Annotated in this window: 22 protein-coding genes; 12 read left to right on the forward strand and 10 right to left on the reverse strand. The window is 68.0% G+C overall.

From position 1 onward, the window contains the following. From VH569_RS25980 to VH569_RS25995, 4 genes are read right to left on the reverse strand one after another with little or no spacing between them, the layout of a single operon-like run. Positions 1 to 948: a DUF1839 family protein gene (locus tag VH569_RS25980; RefSeq protein ID WP_423319109.1), complete on the reverse strand. Its 948-nt coding sequence runs from the start codon at positions 946 to 948 to the stop codon at positions 1 to 3. 8 nt (positions 949 to 956) lie between these two features. Then, entirely contained in the window at positions 957 to 1,883 is a 927-nt protein-coding gene (locus tag VH569_RS25985; protein ID WP_423319111.1) for an amino acid--[acyl-carrier-protein] ligase, read from the reverse strand. Then, on the reverse strand, positions 1,880 to 3,097 hold the full coding sequence (locus tag VH569_RS25990) for an acyl-CoA dehydrogenase family protein (protein WP_423319112.1): 1,218 nt from the start codon (positions 3,095 to 3,097) through the stop codon (positions 1,880 to 1,882). The genes VH569_RS25985 and VH569_RS25990 overlap by 4 nt, the downstream gene beginning before the upstream one ends. After that, on the reverse strand, positions 3,094 to 3,444 hold the full coding sequence (locus VH569_RS25995) for an acyl carrier protein (RefSeq protein WP_423319114.1): 351 nt from the start codon (positions 3,442 to 3,444) through the stop codon (positions 3,094 to 3,096). Before VH569_RS25995 ends, VH569_RS25990 begins: the two co-directional genes overlap by 4 nt. A 609-nt stretch (positions 3,445 to 4,053) precedes the next feature. On the opposite strand from VH569_RS25995, the gene VH569_RS26000 reads away from it, so the two are divergent. Then, positions 4,054 to 6,705, forward strand: coding sequence for a methyl-accepting chemotaxis protein (locus tag VH569_RS26000; protein ID WP_423319116.1), 2,652 nt, complete (start codon positions 4,054 to 4,056; stop codon positions 6,703 to 6,705). 36 nt (positions 6,706 to 6,741) lie between these two features. Here VH569_RS26000 and VH569_RS26005 read toward each other — a convergent pair whose 3' ends face one another. Further along, on the reverse strand, positions 6,742 to 7,359 hold the full coding sequence (locus VH569_RS26005; RefSeq protein WP_098735337.1) for a metal-dependent hydrolase: 618 nt from the start codon (positions 7,357 to 7,359) through the stop codon (positions 6,742 to 6,744). Positions 7,360 to 7,803: 444 nt separating this feature from the next. On the opposite strand from VH569_RS26005, the gene VH569_RS26010 reads away from it, so the two are divergent. From VH569_RS26010 to VH569_RS26025, 4 genes are all read left to right on the forward strand, one after another. Then, entirely contained in the window at positions 7,804 to 9,297 is a 1,494-nt protein-coding gene (locus VH569_RS26010; RefSeq protein WP_423319118.1) for a glycosyltransferase family 87 protein, read from the forward strand. Positions 9,298 to 9,387: 90 nt separating this feature from the next. After that, entirely contained in the window at positions 9,388 to 9,993 is a 606-nt protein-coding gene (locus tag VH569_RS26015) for a hemerythrin domain-containing protein (protein ID WP_423319120.1), read from the forward strand. Positions 9,994 to 10,095: 102 nt separating this feature from the next. Beyond that, the gene (locus VH569_RS26020) at positions 10,096 to 11,268 is read left to right on the forward strand and encodes a zinc-dependent alcohol dehydrogenase (protein ID WP_423319122.1); all 1,173 of its coding nucleotides are present in this window, start codon (positions 10,096 to 10,098) and stop codon (positions 11,266 to 11,268) included. A 9-nt stretch (positions 11,269 to 11,277) separates the two neighbouring features. Beyond that, positions 11,278 to 11,829 carry a cyclase dehydrase gene (locus VH569_RS26025; RefSeq protein ID WP_423319124.1) on the forward strand — a complete coding sequence of 184 codons (552 nt, stop codon included), beginning with the start codon at positions 11,278 to 11,280 and terminating at the stop codon, positions 11,827 to 11,829. 88 nt (positions 11,830 to 11,917) lie between these two features. Here the strand turns inward: VH569_RS26025 and VH569_RS26030 are convergent, their stop codons facing one another. Continuing rightward, positions 11,918 to 13,228 carry an MFS transporter gene (locus VH569_RS26030; protein ID WP_423319125.1) on the reverse strand — a complete coding sequence of 437 codons (1,311 nt, stop codon included), beginning with the start codon at positions 13,226 to 13,228 and terminating at the stop codon, positions 11,918 to 11,920. Between the two features lie 180 nt (positions 13,229 to 13,408). Between VH569_RS26030 and cyoA the strand changes: the two genes are divergently transcribed. The 7 genes from cyoA (at position 13,409) to VH569_RS26065 (ending at position 20,340) form a co-directional block, all read left to right on the forward strand. Beyond that, the gene (gene cyoA / locus VH569_RS26035; protein WP_247873126.1) at positions 13,409 to 14,518 is read left to right on the forward strand and encodes a ubiquinol oxidase subunit II; all 1,110 of its coding nucleotides are present in this window, start codon (positions 13,409 to 13,411) and stop codon (positions 14,516 to 14,518) included. A gap of 14 nt (positions 14,519 to 14,532) precedes the next feature. Then, entirely contained in the window at positions 14,533 to 16,530 is a 1,998-nt protein-coding gene (cyoB, locus tag VH569_RS26040) for a cytochrome o ubiquinol oxidase subunit I (protein WP_423319127.1), read from the forward strand. A gap of 3 nt (positions 16,531 to 16,533) precedes the next feature. Then, a complete protein-coding gene (gene cyoC, locus VH569_RS26045; RefSeq protein ID WP_423319129.1) occupies positions 16,534 to 17,193 on the forward strand; it encodes a cytochrome o ubiquinol oxidase subunit III in 660 nt (219 codons plus the stop codon). Beyond that, positions 17,190 to 17,624, forward strand: coding sequence for a cytochrome o ubiquinol oxidase subunit IV (gene cyoD, locus VH569_RS26050; protein ID WP_423319131.1), 435 nt, complete (start codon positions 17,190 to 17,192; stop codon positions 17,622 to 17,624). The genes cyoC and cyoD overlap by 4 nt, the downstream gene beginning before the upstream one ends. Before the next feature lie 38 nt (positions 17,625 to 17,662). After that, positions 17,663 to 18,406, forward strand: a complete 744-nt coding sequence (locus VH569_RS26055) for an SURF1 family protein (RefSeq protein ID WP_423319132.1) — start codon at positions 17,663 to 17,665, stop codon at positions 18,404 to 18,406. A 115-nt stretch (positions 18,407 to 18,521) separates the two neighbouring features. Beyond that, positions 18,522 to 19,799 carry an ATP-binding protein gene (locus tag VH569_RS26060; protein ID WP_423319134.1) on the forward strand — a complete coding sequence of 426 codons (1,278 nt, stop codon included), beginning with the start codon at positions 18,522 to 18,524 and terminating at the stop codon, positions 19,797 to 19,799. Continuing rightward, positions 19,786 to 20,340 carry a response regulator transcription factor gene (locus VH569_RS26065; RefSeq protein ID WP_377807566.1) on the forward strand — a complete coding sequence of 185 codons (555 nt, stop codon included), beginning with the start codon at positions 19,786 to 19,788 and terminating at the stop codon, positions 20,338 to 20,340. The genes VH569_RS26060 and VH569_RS26065 overlap by 14 nt, the downstream gene beginning before the upstream one ends. A gap of 22 nt (positions 20,341 to 20,362) precedes the next feature. On the opposite strand, the gene thiD is transcribed toward VH569_RS26065, so the two are convergent. From thiD to VH569_RS26085, 4 genes are all read right to left on the reverse strand, one after another. After that, on the reverse strand, positions 20,363 to 21,193 hold the full coding sequence (thiD, locus tag VH569_RS26070; RefSeq protein ID WP_423319137.1) for a bifunctional hydroxymethylpyrimidine kinase/phosphomethylpyrimidine kinase: 831 nt from the start codon (positions 21,191 to 21,193) through the stop codon (positions 20,363 to 20,365). Then, the gene (gene glmM / locus VH569_RS26075; RefSeq protein WP_423319138.1) at positions 21,190 to 22,563 is read right to left on the reverse strand and encodes a phosphoglucosamine mutase; all 1,374 of its coding nucleotides are present in this window, start codon (positions 22,561 to 22,563) and stop codon (positions 21,190 to 21,192) included. Before glmM ends, thiD begins: the two co-directional genes overlap by 4 nt. A gap of 226 nt (positions 22,564 to 22,789) precedes the next feature. After that, positions 22,790 to 23,947, reverse strand: coding sequence for a dihydropteroate synthase (folP, locus tag VH569_RS26080; RefSeq protein ID WP_423319140.1), 1,158 nt, complete (start codon positions 23,945 to 23,947; stop codon positions 22,790 to 22,792). A gap of 193 nt (positions 23,948 to 24,140) precedes the next feature. Next, on the reverse strand, positions 24,141 to 24,440 hold the full coding sequence (locus tag VH569_RS26085; RefSeq protein ID WP_423319142.1) for a hypothetical protein: 300 nt from the start codon (positions 24,438 to 24,440) through the stop codon (positions 24,141 to 24,143). Positions 24,441 to 24,516: the final 76 nt, after the last annotated feature.

A 24,516-nucleotide genomic window follows, 5' to 3' on the forward strand; every position in this document is an offset into this window, starting at 1 on the left:
TCACCCGTACCGGCGGGCCAGACTGCCCATGACGGTGTCGTGGCCGCGCTCCAGCCGGTCGAAGCTGTCGGTCAGGTCGGGCGCCTTGCGCCGGGCCACCGTGCGGGCCAGCTGGAACTGCATCGCCTTGGCGCCCTCGGCAATCGACTGGCAGGCCTCCACCGCGTCCGCAGGGCCGTCGAGCCAGCGGAGATGGGCGCCCAGCAGTTCGAAATTGGCGCCGAGCTGGCGCAGCAGGTTGAAGGCGTAGAGGTGGAAATACTCCATCGGCCGGGCGAGCAGCCGGTCGAGATGCTCCGGGAAGGCGGCGCGGTAGGCCGTCACCGGGTTGCCGGCCGGACGGCGGGCGAGATGGCGGCGCAGCAGGTCGAGCGAGGCGGTGACCAGCGCCCCGCCCTCCAGCGCCGTCCCGCCGGGCTTCACGAACTCGACATAGGGGAAGAGCGGCCCGGCCGCCGCCGCGGCGACGCCCCGGTAATCGGCGCCGTCGAGCCGGTAGAAGCCGGCATTGTGGAAATAGTCCATCGTGCCGGCACCTGCGTCGATGCGGACGATGCCGACCGTGGTCTTCACATGGGTGGTACCGTAGGAGGTGCCGCGGGTGTCCGGCAGGTGGAAGCCGTCGACCTCCACCAGCACCAGACCGCCATCAGGACTGCGCCGCAGCTGCTCGGCGACATGGGCCTCGACGCTGTCGTAGATCGCCAGCTCCTGCACGCGCAGGCCGTACAGCGCCTCCAGATCCTCCAGCGGCACCTTGAAGAAGGTGAACTGGTCGCCTTCGAAGTCCTGGTTGACGGTGAAGCCCAGCATCGCCCGCGGTTCCAGTCCGCGGGCGTGCAGAGCCTCGATCCACAGATCGACGTAGCAGTTGGTCTCCGGCCAGATGCGTTCCCCCTGGTGCAGGGGATGGCGGTCGTAGCCGTCGGGGTGGCGCGGCGTCCACATGGTGCCGGTTACCCCCACAGGACCTTGCGCACCGACGCCGGCCACTGCGCCGTGTCGAAGCCGTGGTGGCGGAACAGCGCCAGCGCCACGCGTTCCATGCCGAAGCCGACGCAGGCGGTGTGGGCGACGTCGCCGTCGGCGGTGTGGATGTCCCACAGATGGCCGAAATGGTCCTGGTGGTAGTTGAAGCTGAGGCAGGCCGTCGGCTTCTCATGGCTGGTGATCGGGATCAGCAGCTCGAACTTCAGCTTCTGCTCGCGCTGGCTGTTCGACAGCATGGTGCCGGCCCGGCCGAAGAAGGGGTCGTTGGCGACATCGACGTCGAGCGGCACCTCCAGCGAGCCCATCATCTCGCGCCCGCGCTCCAGCCACAGCTCGCGGAACTCCACCACCTGATCGGGGGTACCGATGCGGATGTATTCGCGCATGCGGAACAGCTGCATGCGGGCGGGGTCGATGGAGGGCTCGTGCCGGAAGCAGTAGGAAAAGACGTCGATCAGCTTGCCCTCGCCGGGCAGCGGGCCGCGCCGGGCGATGGTCGGATAGACCGGGTAGCAGGCGGCCGGCGTCATCACCACGTCGGTCGCGACCTGATCCTCGGTCCAGTCCTGGCCCTCCTCCAGCCGGCGCAGCAGGCTGCGGTGCGCCTTCTCGTCGCCGCCGAAGCTGTGGATGGTGCCGGCCAGATGGGGGAAGCTCTTCAGATACTCGCTTTCCTCGAAATACTGGCGGTTCAGGGCCGGCGGGAAGCGCATGACCTCCGCCCCGTCCTGGCCGCCCCAGCGGGTGACCAGCGCGTCGAAGCGCTCCACCACATCCTCGAAGACGCCGCTGCGGCCATAGAGACCGTCCACGCCGGTGGGAATCAGCAGGCCCGCGTCCACCAGCTCGTCGCGATAGGCGGCCTGGGCGGCCGTGATGTCGACCATGTTCATTCGAAGGCCCCCGACCCGTCGCGCTGGACGAGAAGCTGAGTGGAGATGTGCGACATGATGCGGTCGTTGCCGATCATGAGGGCGGCGGAATGGGCGTCGCGCAGGTGGCGGCCCAGGCTGTAGGGGGTGTCGTTGCGGTAGCCGGCGAGACCGCAGGTGCGGATCGCCGCCTCCACCACCTCGCGCACCAGCTCCGAGGTGGTGACCTTCAGCGTGCCCATGGCGGTGGCGAAGGACAGGCTGGTCAGTCGCTCGGGCGAGCCGCAGGCCAGTTCGTACTGGCGGATGGCGGCCAGGATGACGGCCTTCATCTGCTGGAGCTTGGCGGTCGCCTCGGCCAGCCGCACGGCGGACGCCGGGGTGGTGCCGGGCTTGCGCTTGGCCTCCGAGCGGACATAGGCGCGGGCACGGCTGACGGCGTCGGCGGCGATGCCGAGCCAGGTGCTGCTCCACAGGATGTGGGTGACCGGCAGCATGGTCTGGGCCGACAGGTCGGCGTAGGGCAGCGGCAGGATCTGGTCGATGACGCCCGCCGCTTCCAGCCGGTAGCCGTCGGAGCAGGTGCCGCGCATCCCCATCGCGTCCCAGAGGCTGGTCTTCTCCAGCCGGTAGTCGTCCTTGGTCACCACCGCCAGCACCTGATCCGACGACGGGGCGTCGGGGTTGCGCCGGGCGGTGACCAGGATCACGTCCGACTGGTCGCCGTAGGAGATGACCGACGCGTTCTTCGCCAGGGTGAAGCGGTCGCCGTCTGCCTGCACGGCGCAGACGCTGTTGCGGATGTCGCCGCCGGTTTCCTTCTCCGTCGTGGCAGAGCCCAGAAGCAGCTGGCCGGCGGCGATGCGCTCCATCAGCTCGCGGTGCCAGCCGTTGGTTCCATGGTTCACCAGACAGGCGATCTGGATCTGGTGCATCGCATAGATCATGCCGGTGGCGGCACAGCCGCGGGCCAGCGCATGGCAGGCCGCGGCCACATCGAACAGCGGCGCACCGCCGCCGCCGAGGTCCGCCGGGATCATGACGCCCAGCAGCTTCTGCTCGCGCAGGGCGTCGAAGGCTTCGCTGGGGAACCGGCCGTCGCGGTCGACGTCTGCGGCGTGGCGCGCGGCGATCTCGGCGCCGATGCTGCGCGCGCGGGCCACGATATTGGCTGGGGCTGGGGCTGGGACCGAGGCTGGAGTCAGCTCGGCCAAGCCGGCCAGGGCCGCGTTCACGCCTCGCCCCCGTCGACCAGGCCGCGCACCGCGTCGCGGATGGCGGCGATGCTCTCGAAGGTGCGGCGGTTCAGCAGCTTTTCCGGAAACTCGACGTCGAACTGCTCCTCCAGCCCCAGCATCAGGCCGACGCAGCCGTGCGAGGTCAGGCCGGCGGCATAAAGATCGTCGTCGATGGCGAGCGTTCCGGCATCGACCGCCAGCCCGCCGCACTCCGCCAGGACGGAGCGGATGCCGGCGATCGTCTCGTCGTCGGCACCCCCGGCGGGTGGGCGTCCGAGGCCCCCGGCGGCCTGAAAGCCCTCATGGGAAGAATTGGCGTAAGGCGGGCTGGCATCCTGCGGCATTCTCGAATTCCCTCGGGCAAACTTGCTGGTCTGAAGCTAGCCACGCCACCCCGGTGCTTCCACTCGGCATCGGTATGGCCGCACCGCTATCCAAGTGATCGCTTTTTCACCGGTGGGGGTAAGCACAGGGATAGGGTCGGTCGATAGCCCGGATCGCTTTGGTGCTGCCCGCTATGGCCATGATCCTTGCGCATAGACCCAAGCCGGGGCTTGGGCTTGGCCGTTGGAAGACAGGTGGCGCCTGCCCTGCGGCACCGGAGGCCGGACCCCACCGGCGGCGGGCAACAGAGTTTCCTGCGAGCGAAACTTTCCCATCCATTTTGCCTACCTCTTCCGTATAGCGGAAGGACGGCGACTATCTTTTCTCGATCACGGAAAAAGAAGTTGACGGCTGCTCGGGCTGTCGAAAAGCATGCAAGGGCCGGTGTGGCCGATGGTCGCAAGCACCTCGCAGCGCTTGCATTGCCATGATTGCGCACAATGCGGACGCGCAACCTTCAGGGGCGGCTGCCGGCGCCCGGCCAGAGTTCTTGCAGGCCCCGTTCGTGCCGGCCTCGTTTCGTGCAGATCGACCAGCGACCACAGCCGCTCTCAAGGGACACCGACGCCATGACCATCGCCGAACCCTCCGCCCCGCGCTCCGGCCCCGGCCTGTCCGCTACAGAGGCCGGACGCCGTCCGGGCCTGAAGCTGGGGGTGCGGGCGAAGCTGATGCTGGCCTTCGCCGGCATGGCGGCGATGACGGTGGCGGCCAGCGGCGTCGGGCTGATGTCCTTCTCCGCGGTCGAGCGGCCGATGGCGCAGATCGCCGACACCAGCCTGCCGGAGATGGAGCTGGCGACCCGGCTGGCCGGCGAAAGCGGCGCCATCGCCTCGGCCGCCCCGATGCTGGACGGCGCCGCCAGCCAGGAGGAGCGGGAGCGCCTTCGCACGGAGGCGCAGGAGCGCACCCGCGGCTTCCTGTCCCTGGTGGACGAGCTGGCCGGGCGCCGGCCGCAGGACCCGCTTCTGTCGGAGGTGCGCGAAACCGGCAATGCCCTGATCGGCACGCTGGACCGCCTCAACGACGGGGTGGCGCGGCGCCTGTCCCTGCATGACCGGCGGGAGGCGGCCTCCACCCGGCTGGCCCAGACCTATGACGGCTTCCTGAAGACCCTGGCGCCGCTGGTCGACGGGTCGGGCCAGGCGTTGCAGGAAAAGGGCATGGCGCTCGACGGCGGCACCGACCGCGAGATGGGGGCGCTGTCGGACGCGGTGCGCTCGATGATCGCGCTCTACGACCTGCGCGGCGGCATCGCCGGGGCGCTCGACGCCATGAACCGGTCCGGCACGGCGCTCGACGCCAAGGCCATCGGCGAGCAGCAGCAGGCCTATCTGGAAGCCTCGTCGCAGGTGACGGCCACGCTCGGCACGCTGGGCGACCGGCTGCCGGCCGACGCCTCCGGCAAGATCGACGCGCTGTTCCTGTTCGGCTACGGCAAGGACAATGTGTTCGACCTGCGCCGCGCCGCGCTGGACGGCACCGAGAACAGCAGCGGGTCGGTGGACCGGCGGCTGGCCGAGCGGCTGAGCTCCGCCCGGACGCAGGCCGCACAGCTGCTCACCCTGCTGAACGCGCCGCTGCGCAAGGTGCAGAGCGACATCAAGCGCGCCAACTTCGACATCCGGTCCCAGGTGCAGGAGGCGGTGCAGGACCTGCTCGGCCGCGGGCTGGAGCAGTTCCGCACGAACCTGGAGCTGTCGACCTACGGCACCGCCCTGACCGGCGCCCTGAACGAGGCGTCGCAGGCCCCCGACGACGCCCGGCTCGACCTCTTGGAAAAGCGCTTCTCCTCCGCCTCCTCCTCCCTGTTCGAGCGCATCGGCACGCTGCGCGCCCAGGCCGGCGACAATGCCGCCGGCACCGAGGTTCTGGCCGCGCTGGTGAAGGCGCTGATCGGCTTCGGCCGCGGCGAGGAAGGGGTGATCGCGCTGCGCCGCGGCGAACTGGCGGCGATGGCGGAAACCGAGCGGATGCTCACCGAGAACCGGCAGCTGGCCCAGCGCTTCGCCGCCACGGTGGACCGCAAGATCGCCGCGATGCGGGAGGAGGCCAAGGCCGCCGTCGCCGGCACCGACGACATCATCGCCGCCGGGCGCAAGATGCTGATCCTGTTCGCGGTCGGCAGCCTGATCGGTGCCGCCGCCCTGGCTTGGCTGGTGGTGGGCCGCCACATCGTCGCGCGCCTCAGCGCGCTGTCAGAGGCGATGCGGGCGATTGCCGCCGGCAGGCTCGACGCGGCGATCCCCGCCGCCGGTTCGGATGAGATCGGCGACATGACCCGCGCCCTGATGGTCTTCCGCGACACCGCCAACGAAGCGAAGGCCGCCAACGCGCGGGCCGAGGCCGAACGCGGCCGGGCGGCCGGCGAACGCCGTCGCGCCATGGTCGAGATGGCCGAGAATTTCGAAAGCAGCGTGCGCGGCGTGCTGGACCGCGTCGCCCAGGCGGCCGGCGAGATGCAGAGCATGGCCGAGCGCATGAGCAGCAGCGCCGACCTGACCGCCGGAGAGGCGACGACCGCCGCCGGCAGCTCCCAGCAGGCCGAGGGCAACGTCAAGGCGGTGGCGGCGGCGACGGAGGAGCTGTCGGCCTCGATCCAGGAGATCGGCACCCAGGTCCACGCCTCCAGCCAGATCGCCCGCAAGGCCGCCGACGAGGCGGAGCGCACCGACCGCACGGTGGAGGGGCTGGCCCAGACCGCCGGCCGCATCGGCGAGGTGGTCGGGCTGATCCAGTCCATCGCCGGCCAGACCAATCTGCTGGCACTCAACGCCACCATCGAGGCGGCCCGCGCCGGGGAGGCCGGCAAGGGCTTCGCCGTCGTGGCGTCGGAGGTGAAGGGCCTCGCCACCCAGACGGCGAAGGCGACGGAGGACATCTCCGCCCAGATCGCCGCCATGCAGTCGGTGACGCAGGAGGCGGTGGACGCCATCCGCTCCATCGCCGGCACCATCCGCGAAGTGAACGAGATCGCCGCCACCATCGCCGCCGCGGTGGAGCAGCAGAGCGCGGCCACCCGCGAGATCGCCCGCAACGTCGGCGAGGCGGCGGACAGCACCCAGCATGTCCGCGGCAACATCGACAGCGTCGCCGATGCGGCGCGGGAGTCCGGGGAGTCGGCCAACCGCGTGCTGTCGGCCTCCTCCACCGTGCAGGAGCAGCTGCGGACGCTGGCCGGTCAGGTCGACGGGCTGGTCGGGGAAATGCGGGCAGCCTGAAAGCGAGCCGCTCCGGGATAGCCGGAGCGGCTCGCATCAGCCCTTCAGCGGCTTGGTCCGGCTGGTTTCCGGCGGCTTGCGCACAGGCAACGGGGGAGCGGCCTTTTCCATGCCGCCCTCGCCCAGATAGGTCTGCGCCGCGGCCACCACCGAGCGCCAGGGCCGTTGCAGCGGGAATTCCGGCCAGCCGCCGGAGAACAGGCCGGAGATCATCCAGCCCGCCATCAGCGTCACCGCCAGCTGTTCGGAAAAACCGCCGGTCTTCAGGATCGGCAGGGCGAAGTTGCGCCGCCGCTTGATCGGCCACAGCAGCGGCAGCCCGGCCGGCGTCAGCATGTCGCCGGCCAGATGGGTGAGGTAGCCGACGATGAACGGGATCAGCACATGCTGATAGGCCGCATGTTCGTGCAGGACCCACAGGCAGCCGACGATGGCGAGGGCGGAATGGGTGACGCCGCGATGGCCGAAGATGTTGGAGATCGCGGTGGAGAGCGGCTTGACCAGCTGGCCGAGCGTCGATTTCGGATGGTCGATGTCCGGGGCGAGCGCCCCCAGAATCGCCGCCCCGAAGGCGACCGCGTCGAAGGTCATCCCGTACCGGCTCGACAGGTAGAACCAAGTGGCGCCACCGACGATTATGTGAGAGGACGCCATCACCGTCGGGTCACCGGGGGCCTGAAGCTTGTCTCTGTCGGGGCGGCATCCGGCCGAACCCGAAATGGGGGTAGCCTGACATTAGAATACTCCGCGCCCTAAGAACAATAAGCCAAGGTAAAACAAGGGATTCCGAAAACGCATAACCTCCATGCGTTCGGCAACGGTGGGTTGCCGGCGGCACGACTTTGAATCGCCGGCAGCCGGCGGCGGCCGGTCAGGACGGCCAGCGTCCAGACGCTTTCCACGCCGCCATTCTTCGTCCGAACGCGCCGGCAGCGGTCGCGGCGGGGTAGTCGGCTACCGCTGCGGGTGGCCGGCGCTTAATGGCATTACTCCGGTCCGGCACGGGTGGGGCACATTCCCCACACGCAATGCTCTGGCATAGTTTCGCGGACTTGCCGGCGGCCTCAAGCCGGGACAAATGCCAGGGAGTGGTCGTCGATGAGATCGAAGGATTTCGTGCGCGCGGCGGAAGGAACGCTGGAAGGACCGCTGGGCAGCAGCAGGACCGCTGCGGTCGACAGCTTGGCCGCCAATGTCCTGGCCAAGGACCGCTTCGCCGCCTGGACGGTGTCGGTCGCGTTCCTGTTCGTTCTGTGTGCCGATACGTTGCTCGGTGTCGTCTTCCGCCCCTATCTGGATGGCGGCACCGGCGACACCACGGTGTGGGATGTCCTGCTGCTGGTGGCGGGCCGGTCGCCGGAACGGCTTCCGCTCGACAGCTGGGAACCCATGATGACGGCCTTCACCTGGCTGCGCGAGCATGGGAAGGAGAATGTCTATGACGCCGTCTTCTTCACCCAGCATGTGAAGTTCCAGTATCCGCTGACCTCGCTGCTGGTGATGGAGGCGCTGTCGGCGGTCGGGCTGCTGCATCTGCGCATCTATGCCCTGATCAACCTGCTGATGGTCGTCGCAACGGCGGGCGGCATGGCGCTGCTGATGCGCGAACTGGCGGAGCGCATGGGCTTCGACCGGGCGATGCGCGGCGGCGTCAGCCGGCTGACCCTGGCCGCCCTGGGAGCGGTGGCGGCGCTGTGCTTCTATCCGGTGGTCAAGGCCTTCGCCGTCGGCCAGATCCAGGTCTGGCTGAACGCCGCCTTCGTCTTCGCCACCCTGTTCTACCTGCGCGACCGGCGGGTGCTGGCCGGCGTGCTGCTCGGCGCCTCGACCCTGATCAAGCCGCAGATGTCGCTGTTCCTGGTCTGGGCGCTGCTGCGGCGGGAATGGGGCTTCGCCGTCGGCTGGGCCGCCGTGGTGACCCCCGGCTTCGCCGCCGCCTGCGCGCTCTACGGCTTCGGGCCGTCGCTGCATTACCTCGACGTGCTGTCCTTCCTGGGCCAGCATGGCGAAAGCTACTACTCCAACCAGACCGTCAACGGGCTGCTGCACCGCCTGCTGCACAACGGCCCCAACCTGATGTCGACCACCAACGGCGACACCGAATGGCGGGGCAGCGCCTTCGCCCCTTACCATCCGCTGGTCCACATCGCGACGCTGGTCTCCGGCGTGGCCTTCGTCCTGTTCGGCCTGCTCTGGCGGATAAGGAATGGCGGGCGGCAGCCTGTCGCGTCCTTCCTGGTGGCCGGCACCTGCTTCACCATCGGCACGCCCATCGCCTGGGTCCCGCATTACGGCGTCCTGCTGCCGGTCTGCGCCTATCTGCTGTTCGTGCTGATCGACCGGGCGGCGCTGGAACGAACCACAGGCGACCGGCGCCGGAGCCTGGGCCGGCTGATTATGCTCGGCGCCGGCTTCGCGATCCTGAGCAACGACTTCTTCCATCCCCTGAGCGAGCTTGCCGACACCTCCTACAACATCCTGCAATCCTACCTGTTCTTCACCGCCCTGATGCTTCTCCACCTGCTGGTAACCACCGCCGACGTGCCGGGCGATGCGCCGGGCAGTGCATCGGGGGCGGCCCGGCGGTCCTGAAAGGGCGCCTCCTGAGGGATCGGCGGAACGCCGGGGCTCGGGTGCCTGTTGGTGGGCGAGATGACCCAACCGGCAGGAAGGAGACCCGTCATGGCACGTTACTCAGGATCGGATTACCCGCATCGGGACGGCACGGGCTGGCTGTCGCCACGCGGGCTGGCGATGATGGCCGGCGGCGCGGCGCTGGCCCTGGTGGCTAGCCGGCTGCTGCTGCCGGTGGTGGCGCAGCTGGCCGGCACCGCCCGCCATGCCGCCGGGCGCGACGGCATCGACGCGCTGATCGACGACCATCGCCACATCCAGGCTCTGCTGGTCGAGATGGTGCAGACCCCCATCGACGCGCCGGGCCGCCGCACCCAGCTGCTGCTGCGGCTGAAGCGCCGGCTGGCCGCCCATGCCATGGCGGAAGAGGACGTCGTCTATCCGCTGCTGCACGAGGAGGCCCGCAAGGAGGAGGACGCCAAGCATCTCTACGGCGAGCATGCCGAGATGAAGATGCACCTCTTCACCCTGGAACAGACGCCGAAGGACGACCCTAGCTGGCTCGCCGTCGCGCTCGACCTGAAGCGCATCGTCGACGGCCATATCCGGCAGGAGGAGGAGATCGACTTCCCCGCCCTGCGCAACAGCCTGGACGACGGCCAGACCGCCATCATGTCCGGCAATGTCGCCCGCGAAAAGGCACTGATCCTTTGACTGTCCACCAAAGGTAAGGAGGCGCCCGGCGGCGGAACGCTCCGTCCGCCGGGCCTGTTGCCCCCCAGACGACCGTAAGCAAGTCGATGAGGGGAAATTTCCATGAGAGCACTGGTCTGGCACGGCGCCAACGACATCCGCTGCGACACGGTCCCCGATCCGGAGATCGAGCATCCGCGCGACGCCATCGTCAAGGTGACGACCTGCGCCATCTGCGGCTCCGACCTCCACCTGCATGACAATGTCATGCCGGGCATGGAGAAGGGCGACATCGTCGGCCATGAATTCATGGGCGAGGTGGTGGAGGTCGGTGCCGAGGCCAAGAGCGCGCTGAAGGTCGGCGAGCGGGTGGTGGTTCCCTTCACCATCTGGTGCGGCGAGTGCGACCAGTGCCGCCGCGGCAACTATTCGGTCTGCGAGCGCTCCAACCGCAACAAGGCGCTGGCCGACAAAATGTTCGGCCACACCACCGCCGGGCTGTTCGGCTACACCCACCTGACCGGCGGCTATGCCGGCGGGCAGGCCGAATATGTGCGGGTGCCGATGGCCGACCGCACCCACATCAAGATCCCCGGCGGGCTGACCGACGAACAGGTGCTGTTCCTGGGCGACATCTTTCCCACCGGCTGGCAGGCTGCCGCCCAGTGCGACATCCAGCCGACCGACACCGTGGCGATCTGGGGCTGCGGCCCGGTCGGGCAGATGACGATCCGCAGCGCCATCCTGCTCGGCGCCAAACAGGTCATCGCCATCGATTGCGTGCCGGAACGGCTGGCGATGGCCAAGGCCGGCGGCGCGATCACGATCGATTTCGAAGAGGAAAGCGTCGTCGAGCGACTGAACGAGCTGACCGGCGGCAAGGGTCCGGAGAAATGCATCGACGCCGTCGGCATGGAGGCGCACGCCACCGCCACGCTCGACAGCATCATGGACCGGGCCAAGCAGGCGCTGATGCTGGAATCGGACCGCGCCCATGTGCTGCGCGAGATGATCTATGTCTGCCGCCCGGCCGGCACGCTGTCGATCCCCGGCGTCTATGGCGGGCTGGTCGACAAGATGCCCTTCGGCATGGCGATGAACAAGGGACTGACCTGGCGCATGGGCCAGACCCACGTCAACCGCTGGACCGACGATCTGCTGAACCGCATCCAGGAGGGACAGATCGACCCGTCCTTCGTCATCACCCACACCGTTCCGCTCGACCGGGGACCCGAGATGTACAAGACCTTCCGCGACAAGCGGGATGGCTGCATCAAGGTGGTCCTCAAGCCCTGAGGTGACATCATGGCCTATTACGACCGCTCCTCGGCCGGAGACACCCTCGCCCGCGGGCTGGGCTGGTTCAGCATCGGCCTCGGCGTCGCCGAAGTGATGGCGGGCCGCAGCATTGCCCGCTGGATGGGGATGGAGGACAGGACCAACCTGATCCGCGCCTATGGCGTGCGGGAGATCACCGCCGGCGTCGGCCTGCTGGCGCTCGGCGATCCCAAGCCCTGGATCTGGAGCCGGATCGCCGGCGACGCCGTCGACATGGCGACGCTGGCGGCGGGGATGGAGAACAATCCGCGCGCCGGCAACGCCCGCATCGCCTTCGGCGCGGTGATGGCGGTGACGGCGCTCGACGCGGTCTGCGCCCAGAAGCTACACCAAGAGGAGGCTTATTACCGCAGCCTGCCGGTGCCGGACTACAGCGACCGCAGCGGCTTCCCCCGTCCGGTCTCCGCCATGCGGGGTGCGGCCAGCGACGCCCCTATCGGCGAGGACATGCGGACGCCGAAGATCCTGCGGTTCCAGGGCGCCGCCAAGCCGGCGCAAAGCCAGTCCGCCCAGGGCTGACCGACAGATTCCGACTCTCAAAACAAGGACCGCCCGCCGCAGGACTGCGGCGGGCGGTCTTCATGTCGTCAGGACGACAGAGTCGCGGTCAGGACGACAGCGTCTTGTTGATCTTCAAAGCCAACAGCGTGCAGACCGCGCCGGACAGCAGATAGAGGCCGGACGCCATCAGCCCGAAATGGCTGGACAGGAACAGGGCGACGAAGGGCGCGAAGCCGGCGCCGAACAACCAAGCCAGATCGGAGGTCATCGCCGACCCGGTGTAGCGGTATTGCTGGCTGAAGCCCGACGCCACCGACCCCGACGACTGGCCGAAGGACAGGCCGAGGATGACGAAGCCCAGCACCATGAACACCAGCTCGCCCATTTTGCCGCCGTCGAGCAGCATCGGGGCGAAGCCGCTGAACACCGCGATGGCCGCCGCACAGGTGCCGAGCAGCGTGCGCCGCCCGACCCGGTCGGCGATGTAGCCCGAGGCGACGATGGCCACGACGCCGAAGGCGGCGGCGATCACCTCGATCACCAGGAAGACGCCGGTCTCCTGATTCGCGTTCAGGAAGATCCAGGACAGCGGGAAGACGGTGACCATGTGGAACAGGGCGAAGCTCGCCAGCGGGGCGAAGGCGCCGATCACCACGCGCTTGCCTTCCACCTGCAGCGTCTCCACCACGGGGGCGGGCTGCAGTTCCCGGTTCACGAACAGGCGCTCGAACTCCGGCGTCTGTACGAGTCGCAGGCGGGAGAACAGGGCCACCACGTTGATGGCGAAGGCGACGAAGAAGGGATAGCGCCAGCCCCAGGCGAAGAAATCCTCCGCCGACAGGCTGTTGACCATGTAGGCGAACAGGCCGCTCGCCACGATCAGGCCGATGGGCGCGCCCAGCTGCGGGATCATGGCGTACCAGCCGCGCCGGTTCTCCGGCGCGTTCATCGCCAGGAGCGAGGCCAGACCGTCCCAGGTGCCGCCGAGCGCGACACCCTGCCCGATGCGGGACAGGGCCAGCAGCCATGCGGCGGCGACGCCGATGGACTCGTAGCCCGGCAGGAAGGCCAGCGCCACGGTGGAGATGCCCAGCAGGAACAGGGCGATGGTCAGCTTGGCGCTGCGCCCGTAATTCTCGTCGATGGCCATGAAGATGAAGGTGCCGATCGGTCGCGCGACGAAGGCCAGCGCGAAGATGGCGAAAGACCACAGGGTCCCGGTCAGCGGATCGACATAGGGGAACACCAGCTTCGGGAAGACGATCACGGAAGCGATGGCGTAAACGAAAAAGTCGAAAAACTCGGAAGTTCGGCCAATGATCACGCCGATGGCAATCTCACCGGGATTGATCCCGTGATGCCGCGCGTTCACCAGCCTTCCGTCCCGTTCTACGGCCGCAATCGATGAAGTCATCATGTCGGCTCCGGCTGCGTAATTTCGCTTGCGATGATCCGCGGATCATACAATATGTCACCGCAACAGTCGGTGATCTGTCAAGCACGCAGGAGTGAGGCATTGGACAAATTGTCCAATGTCGGGGCTAGGCTATTGCCGCTAGCTCTCTCCCCAAAGCAAACCTTCGATACAGGTCCTGCCTTGAGCCGTTATCGCGCAATCGCCCTGCTGCCAGTGATGGCGGCGTTGAGTGGCTGCAACCTGGTCGTGCTGAACCCGGCCGGCGACGTTGCAAGCCAGCAGGGTGACCTTGTGGTCATCTCAACCCTGCTGATGCTCCTGATCATCGTCCCGGTCATGGCGCTTACCGTGCTGTTCGCCTGGCGTTACCGTCAGTCGAATAACACAGCCCGCTACGAACCGGACTGGGACCATTCGACGCAGCTTGAACTGGTGATCTGGGCCGCCCCGCTGCTGATCATCATCTGCCTGGGTGCCATCACCTGGGTGACCACCCACAAGCTCGATCCCTACCGTCCGCTCGACCGCATCGCGGCCGACAAGCCCGTTCCGGCCGGCGCCAAGCCGCTGGACGTGCAGGTGGTGGCGCTCGACTGGAAATGGCTGTTCGTCTATCCGGAATACGGCATCGCGTCCGTGAACGAGATGGCGGCCCCGGTCGACCGGCAGATCCGCTTCAGCCTCACCGCCTCGACGGTGATGAACTCGTTCTACGTTCCGGCGCTGGCCGGCATGATCTACACCATGCCGGGCATGGAGACGAAGCTCCACGCCGTGATCAACGAGCCGGGGACCTACAAGGGTTTCTCGTCCAACTACAGCGGTGCCGGCTTCTCGCACATGCGCTTCGCCTTCCTCGGCCTGTCGAACCAGGATTTCGACGGCTGGGTGTCCAAGGTGAAGACGGCCGGCGGCTCGCTCGACCGCAACGCCTATCTGGCGCTGGAAAAGCCGAGCGAGGCCGTCCCGGTCCAGCATTTCGGCACCGTCGATCCGAAGCTGTTCAACGCCGTCGTGAACATGTGCGTCCGTCCCGGCACCATGTGCATGAGCGACATGGCAGCCATCGACCGCGCGGGCGGGCTGAACGCCGGCGGCAAGGCCGCGGCCGATGCCATCCTGCGGGCCAACACGCTGGCCGGGTTCCCGGACACGCAGGCGACCGGCCTGTGCACCGTCGCCGAGGCTGTTGAAGCCGCCGCAAACTCGGGCGCCGTGCAGCGCCCCACCGTCACGCCGATCAGCGCGTCCGCCTCCCCGGCCGGGCCGCAGCGGCTGGCCAATCCCTGATTGGGCACACCGGCATGCTTGAGACACTGACGACCTTCCTCTTCGGGCGCCTCAGCCTGGAGTCCTTCCCCTATCACGAGCCCATCGTCGTCGCGACCTTCTTCGCGGTGATGCTGGGCGGCATCGCGCTGGTCGCCGCCCTCAGCTATTTCAAGCTGTGGGGCTATCTGTGGAAAGAGTGGTTCACCACCGTCGACCACAAGCGCATCGGCATCATGTACATGATCCTGGGCCTGATCATGCTGCTGCGCGGCTTCGCCGACGCCATCATGATGCGCGCCCAGCAGGCCATGGCCTTCAACGGCAGCGAGGGCTACCTCAACTCGCACCACTTCGATCAGGTCTTCACCGCCCACGGTGTGATCATGATCTTCTTCGTCGCGATGCCCTTCGTGACGGGGCTGATGAACTATGTCGTGCCGCTGCAGATCGGCGCCCGCGACGTGTCCTTCCCGTTCCTGAACAATTTCAGCTTCTGGATGACCGTCGGCGGCGCCGTCCTGATCATGGCCTCGCTGTTCATCGGTGAGTTCGCGCGCACCGGCTGGCTGGCCTATCCGCCGCTGTCGGGGCTGGAGGCCAGCCCGGACGTCGGCGTCGACTATTACATCTGGGCCTTGCAGGTGGCGGGCGTCGGAACGACGCTGTCGGGCATCAACCTGATCTGCACGATCGTGAAGATGCGCGCCCCCGGCATGACCATGATGAAGATGCCGGTCTTCACCTGGACCTCGCTCTGCACCAACGTCCTGATCGTCGCCTCCTTCCCGATCCTGACCGCCGTTCTGGTCCTGCTGTCGCTGGACCGCTATGCCGGCACGCATTTCTTCACGAACGACATGGGCGGCAACCCCATGATGTACGTGAACCTGATCTGGATCTGGGGCCATCCGGAAGTCTACATCCTGATCCTGCCGTGCTTCGGCATCTTCTCGGAAGTGACCTCCACCTTCACCGGCAAGAAGCTGTTCGGCTACACCTCGATGGTCTACGCGACCGTCGTCATCACCATCCTGTCCTATCTGGTGTGGCTGCACCACTTCTTCACCATGGGTTCGGGCGCCAGCGTGAACTCGTTCTTCGGCATCACGACGATGATCATCTCGATCCCGACGGGTGCGAAGATCTTCAACTGGCTGTTCACCATGTATCGCGGCCGCATCCGGTTCGAACTGCCGATGATGTGGACCATCGCCTTCATGCTGACCTTCGTGCTCGGCGGCATGACCGGCGTTCTGCTGGCGGTGCCGCCGGCCGACTTCGTCCTGCACAACAGCCTGTTCCTGATCGCCCACTTCCACAACGTCATCATCGGCGGCGTGCTGTTCGGCCTGTTCGCCGGCATCTACTACTGGTGGCCGAAGGCCTTCGGTTTCCGCCTCGACCCGTTCTGGGGCAAGATGTCCTTCTGGTTCTGGGTGATCGGCTTCTATTTCGCCTTCATGCCGCTCTACGTCCTGGGCCTGATGGGCGTCACCCGCCGCCTGCGCGTGTTCGAGGATCCGTCGCTGCAGATCTGGTTCCAGATCGCCGCCTTCGGCGCCGTCCTGATCGCGCTCGGCATCGGGTCGTTCCTGATCCAGATCGCCGTCAGCATCCTGAAGCGCAAGCAGCTGGTCGACGTGTCGGGCGACCCGTGGCATGGCCGCACCCTGGAATGGGCGACCTCCTCGCCGCCGCCGGACTACAACTTCGCCTTCACGCCGGTCATCCATGACAACGATGCCTGGTGGGACATGAAGAAGCGCGGCTATGCCCGTCCGCTGGAGGGCTTCCGCCCGATCCACATGCCGAGCAACACCGGCACCGGCATTATCCTGGCCGGCCTCAGCACGGTGCTCGGCTTCGCCCTGATCTGGCACATCTGGTGGCTGGCCGCGGTGAGCTTCGTCGGCCTGCTGGCGGTCGCCATCAACCATACCTTCAACTACAACCGCGACTTCCACATCCCCGTGGATGAGGTGGTGCGGACCGAGAGCGAGCGGACCCGTCTGCTCTCCGGACAGGTGTAAAGCATGACGACGACCGTTGAAGCCATGCATGGCGGCCACGCGGGGCACGACACCCCGCGCGGCGCCACCCCGCCCGTCTTCCATGTGACGGACGAGCACGCCCACGAGGGAGCCAGCACCGCGCTCGGCTTCTGGATCTACCTGATGAGCGACTGTCTCATCTTCGCGGTGCTGTTCGCGACCTACGGCGTGCTGGGCACCAGCTACGCCGCCGGTCCGACGCCGAAGGAGCTGTTCGACCTGAAGCTGGTGGCGCTGAACACCTCCATGCTTCTGTTCTCGTCCATCACCTACGGCTTCGCCATGCTGGCGATGGAGAAGGGCCGCACCGCCCAGACCCAGGGCTGGCTGGCGATCACGCTGCTGTTCGGCCTCGCCTTCCTGGGCATCGAGCTGTTCGAGTTCGCCCACATGATCCATGAAGGCGCCGGCCCGTGGCGCAGCGCCTTCCTGTCGTCCTTCTTCACGCTGGTCGGCACCCACGGCCTGCACGTCACCTTCGGCAGCGTGTGGCTGGTGACGCTGATGGTCCAGGTCGCCCGCCGCGGCCTGATCCCGGCGAACCGCCGGCGCCTGATGTGCCTCAGCATGTTCTGGCACTTCCTGGACGTCATCTGGATCGGTGTGTTCACCTTCGTCTATCTGATGGGAGCGCTGCGATGAGCACCCACGCGCACAGCGACCACCACGCCGATCACGGGCACGACCACGGTCACGGGGGCCATGGGGCTCACGGCGGCCATGGCCATGACGACCACGGCCACCCCGCGGGCGCCCACGGCACCTTCGGCAGCTATATGATCGGCTTCGTCCTGTCGGTGATCCTGACGGTCATCCCGTTCTGGCTGGTGATGAACGGCACGCTGGACAACACGACCACCACGGTCGTGATCCTGGCTCTGGCCGTCGTCCAGATCATCGTCCACATGGTCTATTTCCTGCACATGAACGGCCGTGTCGAAGGCGGCTGGTCGATGCTGGCGATGATCTTCACGATCATCGTCGTGGTCATCATGTTCGCCGGTTCGCTTTGGGTGATGTACCACCTGAACGCCAACATGATGCCCGGCCACGACATGAGCAAGATGCCGTGACCGGACTGCCGTCCGCGCCCCCTGCGGGCGGTTCTTCGGTGAAGAGGGCCCGCCCGGCTTGGGCGCTGGCCCTCTTCGGCCTTCTGGCGCTCGCCGGCATCGCCGGCCTGACCGCGCTCGGCATCTGGCAGCTCGAACGCCGGGTGTGGAAGCTCGACCTGATCGAGCGGGTGGACGCCCGCATCCACGCCTCCCCCGTCCCGGCTCCGGGGCCGGAGGCGTGGGCTTCGGTCGGCGCCGCGTCGGACGAATACCGCCGGGTCGCCGTCACCGGGCGGTTCCTCAACGACCGCGAGACGCTGGTGCAGGCCGTCAGCGACCTGGGCGGCGGCTTCTGGGTGATGACGCCGCTGGTCACCGACCGCGGCTTCACCGTCCTGGTCAACCGCGGCTTCGTGCCGCCGGACAGGCGCGATCCCGCGACCCGCGCCGACGGGCAGCCGCACGGTCAGCAGGGGGGCGAGGTGACCGTCACCGGCCTGCTGCGCCTGACCGAGCCGAAGGGCGGCTTCCTGCGCAGCAACGACCCGGCCGCCGGCCGCTGGTATTCCCGCGACGTGGCCGCCATCGCCGCCGCGACCGGGCTGGAGCAGGCCGCCCCCTATTTCATCGACGCCGATTCAACCCGCAATCCCGGCGGCTGGCCGGTCGGCGGGCTGACGGTGGTCAGCTTCCCCAACAGCCATCTCGGCTATGCGCTGACCTGGTTCGCGCTGGACCTGATGCTGATCGGCGCCGTCCTGTTCGTGATCCGCAGCGAGATGCGGCGCCGGCGGGCCTGAAGGAAAGCGAAAAAACGCCCAGCGGAAAACAGGCGTCCTAAAACTCCCCGCCCGCCGGTAACTCTCTATATAAGTCGATGGGCTGATGAACCGGGTGAGGAACAGGACGTCTTTCGTGCGCGACACCACCGACCGCAAAAACCTGTTCCTGCTCGTCCAGCTGCGTTGGCTTGCCGTCGTCGGGCAGATCGTGACGATCCTGATCGTCCATTCGCAGATGGGCATCCGCCTGCCGCTGCTGCCGATGGCGGCGGTCATCTTCGTCCTGATCGCGCTGAACATCGCCAGCCTGATCCAGATCCGCCGCAGCTCCGACGTTTCCAACACCCAGCTGTTCCTGGAACTGCTGATCGACGTCTGGGCGCTGACCTTGCAGCTCTATCTCAGCGGCGGCGCCTCCAACCCCTTCATCTCGCTGTATCTTCTTCAGGTGGCGCTGGGGGCGGTGCTGCTGGAGGCCTGGTCGGCCTGGGCGCTGGTTCTGGTGGCGACCGCCGGCTTCACCTGGCTGATCGGCACCCACCAGCCGCTGCCGCTGCCGCCCGCCTATGAGGGCGAGCTGTTCAGCCTGCACATCCAGGGCATGTTCATCTGCTTCGTGCTGGCAGCGAGCCTGCTGGTCCCCTTCCTCACCCAGATCAACCGCAACCTGCGCGCCCGCGACGCCTTTCTGGCCGAGCTGCGCCAGCGTTCCATGGAAGAGGCGCACATCGTCCGCATGGGCCTGCTGGCGTCGGGTGCGGCGCATGAGCTGGGGACGCCGCTCGCCACCCTGTCGGTGATCGTCAACGACTGGCGCCGCATGCCGTCGCTGACCTCCGACCCCGATCTGGCCGACGAGATGGCGGAGATGCAGAACCAGATCGACCGCTGCAAGACCATCGTGTCGGGCATCCTGATGTCGTCGGGCGAGGCCCGCGGCGAAGGCACGGTGCGCACGACGGTCAAGGGCTTCCTCGACGGGCTGGTGGAGGACTGGCTGTCCAGCCGGTCGCCCAAGCGCTTCGACTACGACAACACGGTCGGCCCGCAGGAACGGATGATCGCCGACCTCGCCCTGAAACAGGTGCTGTTCAACGTGCTGGACAATGCGCTGGAAGCCTCGCCGGGCTGGATCGGCGTCGCGGCCCTGCGGCAGGGCGACAATCTGGTGGTGGCGGTCAACGACGGCGGCCCCGGCTTCGACCCCGCCATTCTGGAGGAACTGGGCAAGCCCTACCGCTCCACCAAGAAGCGGCCGGGCAGCGGGCTCGGCCTGTTCCTGGTGGTCAATGTGCTGCGCAAGCTGGGCGGGACGGTTTCGGCCAAGAACCGGCCGGGCGGCGGCGCCACCGTGACGCTGACCCTGCCGCTGTCCGCCCTGTCGCCCGGAGGCTCCGATGGAGACGATTGAGTTGGAAGAGGAAATCCTCCGCACCCTGCTGATCGTCGAGGACGATGCGTCCTTCGCCAAGGCGCTGCGTCGGTCCTTCGAGCGCCGCGGCTACGAGGTCCATGCCTGCGCCGGGCTGGAGGAGATGCGGGAGCTTTTGCAGACGCTGGACCCCGACTATGCCGTGGTCGACCTGAAGCTCGCCACAGGATCGGGGCTGGAATGCGTGAAGGAACTGCACGAGGCCGACGAGGAAACCCGCATCGTCGTGCTGACCGGGTTCGCCAGCATCGCCACCGCGGTGGAGGCGATCAAGCTGGGCGCCTGCCATTATCTGGCGAAGCCGTCGAACACCGACGACATCGAGGCCGCCTTCGACCGCACCGAGGGCGACACCTCCATCGCCCCGACCGTCCGCACCACCTCGATCAAGAATCTGGAGTGGGAGCGCATCCACGAGACGCTGGTGGAGACGAACTTCAACATCTCCGAGACCGCAAGACGGCTCGGCATGCACCGGCGCACCCTGGCGCGCAAGCTGGAGAAGAAGCGGGTGCCGTGAGGGGGCACCCGCGGCCAACCCCTTACGAAAACTCCCGCACCGTGTGCAGGTGGTTGAGCGGGCCGTGCCCGTGGCCGAGGCCGGGGGCGGTCAGGATCGCCGTCTCGACATAGCGGCGGGCGCGGGCGACCGCGTCGTGGGTGTTCAGGCCCTGGGCCAGACCGGCGGCGATTGCCGAGGACAGGGTGCAGCCGGTGCCGTGGGTGTGGGGGGTGTGGACGCGGCGGCCCTCGAACACCGTCTCGCCCTCCTCGGTCAGCAGCAGGTCGTAGAGGGTGTCGTCCTCCAGATGGCCGCCCTTCAGCAGGACCGATTTCGGGCCGAAGCTCAGCATCAGCTCGGCGGCGCGGCGCATGTCGTCGAGGTCGCGGATCGGCAGGTCGGTCAGCGCCTCGGCTTCCGGCAGGTTGGGCGTCACCACCTCGGCCAGCGGCAGCAGGCGCCGGCGCAGGGTCAGCACGGCGTCGGGGTCGAGCAGATGGTGGCCGCTCTTGGCGATCATCACCGGATCGAGCACCAGCGGCACATTGACGGCGCGCGCCTCGTACTCCGTCGCCACCGCCTCGATGACCGGGGCGTTGGCGAGCATGCCGATCTTCACCGCGTCGGCGCCGATATCCTCCAGCACCAGCTTCATCTGCAAGGCGACGAAGGCGGGATCGACCGGCACCACGCCATAGACGCCGGTGGTGTTCTGCGCCGTCAATGCGGCGATGGCGGTCATGGCATAGGCGCCGAGCGCGCTGACCGCCTTGATGTCGGCCTGGATGCCGGCGCCGCCGCCGGAGTCGGACCCGGCGACGATCAGGACGCGGCCGTTGACGGTGCTACCGTTGACGGTGCTTCCGCTCATTGCGCAGCCTCCAGGCTGCGGGCGGCGCTCGCCTGGATGGTGCCGGCGATATCGGCGACCACGCTGTCGACCAGCGCCGCGTCGTCGCCCTCCGCCATCACGCGGATGAGCGGCTCGGTGCCGGACTTGCGGATCAGCAGGCGGCCGCTCGACGCCAGCCGCGCCTCGCCCTCCCTGATCGCCTGCTGGACGACGGCGTCCTCCAGCGGCTTGGTCCCGGCGGTGAAGCGGACGTTGGTCAGCTTCTGCGGGACGGGATCGAACACGCGGCAGACCTCGCTGGCCGAGCGGCCGTCGGCCTGGATCAGCACCGCCAGCACCTGCAACGCGGCGATCAGCCCGTCGCCGGTGGTCGAATAGTCGGACAGCACGACATGGCCCGACTGCTCGCCGCCGACATTGTAGCCGCGCTCGCGCATCATCTCGACGACGTAGCGGTCGCCGACCGGCGTGCGGGCCAGATGCAGGCCGAGCCCGCCGAGATGGCGCTCCATGCCCAGGTTGGACATGACGGTGGCGACGACGCCGCCGCCGCGCAGCGTCTGCGAGCGCGCCCAGGAGGTGGCGATCAGGGTCATCAGCTGGTCGCCGTCGATGGGGCGCCCGGCCTCGTCCACCATGATCAGGCGGTCGGCGTCGCCGTCCAGCGCGACGCCGAGATGGGCGCCGTGGGCGACCACCTGTTCCTGCAGGGTCTGGGTGGATGTTGCGCCGCAGCCCTTGTTGATATTGGTGCCGTCCGGGGTGACGCCGACCGGGATCACGTCGGCCCCCAGTTCGTACAGCACCTTGGGCGCCACCTTGTAGGCGGCACCGTTGGCGCAATCGACGACGATCTTCAGACCGTCCAGCCGCAGGCCGCGCGGGAAGGTGTTCTTCACATACTCGATGTAGCGGCCGGTGGCGTCCTCCATCCGGCTGGCGCGGCCGAGATCGGCCGGACGGGCGAGGTCGGGAGCGAAGGGCTGCGCCATGCGCGCCTCGATGGCGGCCTCGACCTCGTCCGACAGCTTGTAGCCGTCGGGGCCGAACAGCTTGATGCCGTTGTCCTGATAGGGGTTGTGCGAGGCGGAGATCACCACGCCCATGTCGGCACGCAAGGACCGGGTCAGCATGGCGACGGCCGGGGTCGGCAGCGGACCGACCAGCACCACGTCCATCCCCATGGAGATGAAGCCGGCGGTCAGCGCCGGTTCCAGCAGATAGCCGGACAGGCGGGTGTCCTTGCCGATCACCACCCGGTGGCGGTGGTCGCCGCGGCGGAACTGCAACGCGGTCGCCATCGCCACGCGCAGGGCCGTTTCGGCGGTCATCGGGTCGATGTTGGCGGTGCCACGGATGCCGTCGGTGCCGAACAGGTGTCGCGTCATGAGAGCCTCGTGCAGGAACGGTATCCAGGCCCCGCATGTCGGGGTGCGGGACCGGATGTGCAAGCGAAGGATGTTTCTTCGCGCGGCAGCCGGGCCGGGTCAAGGCCCCATCGGCGGCTGCGCGAAAGGGTTACAGGGGAGTCATCTTTGCCCTCAGTCGGCGGGCACGGCCGTCCGGCCGCTTGCCTACGAGAGGCATGGGCCTGCGGGGCCACCGTCGCGGCCCTTACCGGGGATGCAGCCCCTCCCACAAGGCGCGGGCCTGCGCCGTCTCCGCCACGTCGTGGACGCGCAGGATCTGCGCGCCCTGGTTCAGCGTCTCCAGCCCGGCGGCGAGCGAGCCGGCCAGCCGCTCCTTCGGCGGCTCCTCGCGCGACAGCCGGCCGATGAAGCCCTTGCGCGACAGGCCGATCAGCACCGTGCAGCCCAGCGCATGGTACAGCGACGTGTGGCGCAGGATCTCCAGATTGTGCTCAGTCTTCTTGCCGAAGCCGATGCCGGGATCGACGGCGATGCGCTCCGGGGCCACGCCGGCGGCGACGCAGCGGGCGACCCGCTCCTCCAGCCAGTCGAACACGTCGAGCGCGGCGTCGCGGTAGGTCGGGCTGGCCTGCATGGTGCCGGGGTCGCCCTGCATGTGCATCACCACCACCGGGATGGCGGTGCGGGCCACCACCGGCAGCGCCTCCGGATCGGACAGGCCGGCAATGTCGTTGACGATGCGGGCGCCGGCCGCGGCGGCGGACTCCATCACGCGGGCATGGCGGGTGTCGACCGAGACGGTCGCCCCCTTCCCGGCGAAATGGCGGATGACCGGCAGGACGCGCCGCTCCTCCTCCTCGGGCGGGACCGGGACGGCACCGGGGCGGGTGGACTCGCCGCCGATGTCCAGGATGTCGGCGCCGGCCGCCAGCATCGCCTCGCCATGGGCGATGGCGGCGCCGGGGTCGAGGAAATCGCCGCCGTCGGAGAAGCTGTCCGGCGTGACGTTGACGATGCCCATGATTTGCGGCCGGTCGGGCGACAGCCCGGCGAAGGGCGCGCGGGCACGGGTCAGGGCACCGAGCTGGCGGTCCAGCGCCTCCGCCACCGCGCGCGAGCGCTCCCAGCCCCAGGCCATGATCTCCGACAGCGGCGCAAAGGCGCGGTCGATGCGCGAACCGGCGTCGCGGACGATCAGTTCGGCGGTGGAGAAGGCGAAGCGTCCGCCGGCAAGCGGCACCGCCGCCCCCTTGGCCCAGGCGGCGATAGGCATCAGCCCGACCGGACGGAGGTAGACCCGCAAGCCCTCTTCCCCCGCCCAGGGACAGAAGCCGGCCAGCGATCCGGCGGCGGATTTGGGCGCTGCCGCCTTGGCGGCGGGCTTGGCGGAGAGCGGCGGCATCGGAGGTCCCCTTCACGTCACGGACTGACGGATCCGTTCCTGACACGCGACCGGCAGGATGGCAAGGGGGGCCGCCCTGGACGGCGAGGCCGGCGGGGATTTTCGGACGATGCGCAAGACACTGGAACGGAACGGGCCGCCCGATGGACGGCCCGGACAACCGGTAGGCGACAGGCAGACGGCGTGAGCCGGATTACATGCAGGTGGCCTGCGCGGTCATCACGATCTCGATGCCTTTGCTGTGCTTCTGCGTGGCCGCGGCGGCGTCTTCGGCCTTGCCGGAGGCCATGGCGGCGTTCATCGCCTTCATGGCGTCGATGGCGGTGGTGCGGTCTGCGCCCGTCAGCTTGCCGGACGCGCACTTGCACGACGCGACGGTCGGCTCGGACTTGTCGGTGGCCGTGCACAGCGCCTCGAAATCATCGGCGAAGGCAATGGCGGGAACGGCCATCATGGCGACGGCGGCGACGGCAGCGATATTCAGAATGCGCATGACAACTCTCTCAATCGAATTTGTGACAATTGCGAGGTAGCGCCAGATATTCGCGTGTTCGCAAGCCGATAGCGTG

Source organism: Azospirillum sp. 11R-A (assembly GCF_049472615.1).
Lineage (GTDB): Bacteria > Pseudomonadota > Alphaproteobacteria > Azospirillales > Azospirillaceae > Azospirillum > Azospirillum palustre.

Bases quoted from the DNA above. Each gene is read 5' to 3' on its own strand.
- folP (WP_423319140.1), bottom strand. From the start codon at position 23,947: ATGCCGCCGCTCTCCGCCAAGCCCGCCGCCAAGGCGGCAGCGCCCAAA.
- VH569_RS26025 (WP_423319124.1), top strand. From the start codon at position 11,278: ATGGCCTATTACGACCGCTCCTCGGCCGGAGACACCCTCGCCCGCGGG.
- VH569_RS26000 (WP_423319116.1), top strand. From the start codon at position 4,054: ATGACCATCGCCGAACCCTCCGCCCCGCGCTCCGGCCCCGGCCTGTCC.
- VH569_RS26030 (WP_423319125.1), bottom strand. From the start codon at position 13,228: ATGATGACTTCATCGATTGCGGCCGTAGAACGGGACGGAAGGCTGGTG.
- VH569_RS26065 (WP_377807566.1), top strand. From the start codon at position 19,786: ATGGAGACGATTGAGTTGGAAGAGGAAATCCTCCGCACCCTGCTGATC.
- glmM (WP_423319138.1), bottom strand. From the start codon at position 22,563: ATGACGCGACACCTGTTCGGCACCGACGGCATCCGTGGCACCGCCAAC.
- VH569_RS26085 (WP_423319142.1), bottom strand. From the start codon at position 24,440: ATGCGCATTCTGAATATCGCTGCCGTCGCCGCCGTCGCCATGATGGCC.
- VH569_RS26020 (WP_423319122.1), top strand. From the start codon at position 10,096: ATGAGAGCACTGGTCTGGCACGGCGCCAACGACATCCGCTGCGACACG.
- cyoD (WP_423319131.1), top strand. From the start codon at position 17,190: ATGAGCACCCACGCGCACAGCGACCACCACGCCGATCACGGGCACGAC.
- thiD (WP_423319137.1), bottom strand. From the start codon at position 21,193: ATGAGCGGAAGCACCGTCAACGGTAGCACCGTCAACGGCCGCGTCCTG.
- VH569_RS25985 (WP_423319111.1), bottom strand. From the start codon at position 1,883: ATGAACATGGTCGACATCACGGCCGCCCAGGCCGCCTATCGCGACGAG.
- VH569_RS25995 (WP_423319114.1), bottom strand. From the start codon at position 3,444: ATGCCGCAGGATGCCAGCCCGCCTTACGCCAATTCTTCCCATGAGGGC.
- VH569_RS26015 (WP_423319120.1), top strand. From the start codon at position 9,388: ATGGCACGTTACTCAGGATCGGATTACCCGCATCGGGACGGCACGGGC.
- cyoB (WP_423319127.1), top strand. From the start codon at position 14,533: ATGCTTGAGACACTGACGACCTTCCTCTTCGGGCGCCTCAGCCTGGAG.
- VH569_RS26005 (WP_098735337.1), bottom strand. From the start codon at position 7,359: ATGGCGTCCTCTCACATAATCGTCGGTGGCGCCACTTGGTTCTACCTG.
- cyoC (WP_423319129.1), top strand. From the start codon at position 16,534: ATGACGACGACCGTTGAAGCCATGCATGGCGGCCACGCGGGGCACGAC.
- VH569_RS26010 (WP_423319118.1), top strand. From the start codon at position 7,804: ATGAGATCGAAGGATTTCGTGCGCGCGGCGGAAGGAACGCTGGAAGGA.
- VH569_RS25980 (WP_423319109.1), bottom strand. From the start codon at position 948: ATGTGGACGCCGCGCCACCCCGACGGCTACGACCGCCATCCCCTGCAC.